Origin of the sequence: Mesorhizobium sp. M1A.T.Ca.IN.004.03.1.1 (assembly GCF_003997555.1) — a bacterium.
In the GTDB taxonomy this organism is placed as follows: Bacteria; Pseudomonadota; Alphaproteobacteria; order Rhizobiales; family Rhizobiaceae; genus Mesorhizobium.
Window position 1 is genome coordinate 1 of the sequence record NZ_RZTV01001158.1, and the last position, 233, is coordinate 233.

General features: G+C 61.8%; 1 pseudogene. It reads right to left on the bottom strand.

The features are described from left to right. Positions 1-233: pseudogene (locus tag EOD29_RS36930) on the bottom strand (alpha/beta hydrolase); the annotation flags it as partial.

The window sequence follows — 233 nt, forward strand, 5'->3', positions numbered from 1 at the left end:
GTCATCAAACCATCCTGAAGGGCTCCAGCTCTCCCACAGGAAGCGCGCGAATTCGCGACCGTTGTGGCGGACAACTTCCTCACCGCGCTTCGTTGCCATGAACCACTGATACCAGAATGCCCTTGCCTGCTCGAACGGCGGCGTCGCGGGTTCGCCGGGCTGCCATCCCAGCGACATCGCTGCGCAACATGCGATGCGTGCGGGAAAGATCGAGGCCAGCAGGTAAGCAATGC